We start from the raw sequence: 557 nt of genomic DNA, 5'->3' as shown, positions 1-557 counted from the left end.
TCGCAGATAAACGAACAACACCACCACGACGGCGAACCATCACGGCAGCATCACCCGTTCACCAGAGATGCTCGCGTCCACTGTGCAGTTCTCAAAAAACAACCGGGCCCACCAGCACCCCACCCCCAATTCAGGAAGGTGAGGTGTCTGGTCCCGCAATCCAGAGGCCACCAGGCTCGCGCCCGTTTCCTCAGGACCCAACAGCGTGTCCAACCCCCCGCGCGTCCGAGACCGTCGTTCCCACTCCCCCCAGACCCAACAGGTCCAGCAGACCTACAGGTCCACGGGGCGGTACTTGCCGGCTCACACGCGCAGTGAGCTGAGTAGCCAGTGCTCCACATCTATGAGCAGCCACCTGACGAACATTCGCCGTCATAGGCGGCCACCGACCACGAACCCCCGCCCCCCTGCGTGAGGAGAGCGAAGCGATCCTGGCCAGTTGGTGCTCCTTAGAAAGGAGGTGATCCAGCCGCACCTTCCGGTACGGCTACCTTGTTACGACTTCGTCCCAATCGCCGGCCCCACCTTCGACCGCTCCCCCCACACAAGGTGGTTGG

General features: G+C 62.8%; 1 rRNA gene. It reads right to left on the bottom strand.

Annotated features, from left to right (window positions below):
* Positions 1-453: 453 nt before the first annotated feature.
* Positions 454-557, bottom strand: a 16S ribosomal RNA gene (locus ACH35V_RS42315); the annotation flags it as partial.

The organism is Actinomadura sp. 1N219 (assembly GCF_044326405.1).
Taxonomy (GTDB): Bacteria; Actinomycetota; Actinomycetes; order Streptosporangiales; family Streptosporangiaceae; genus Spirillospora.
Note: the sequence above shows the minus strand (reverse complement) of the source record. Positions and strands in the feature narration are given on the sequence as shown.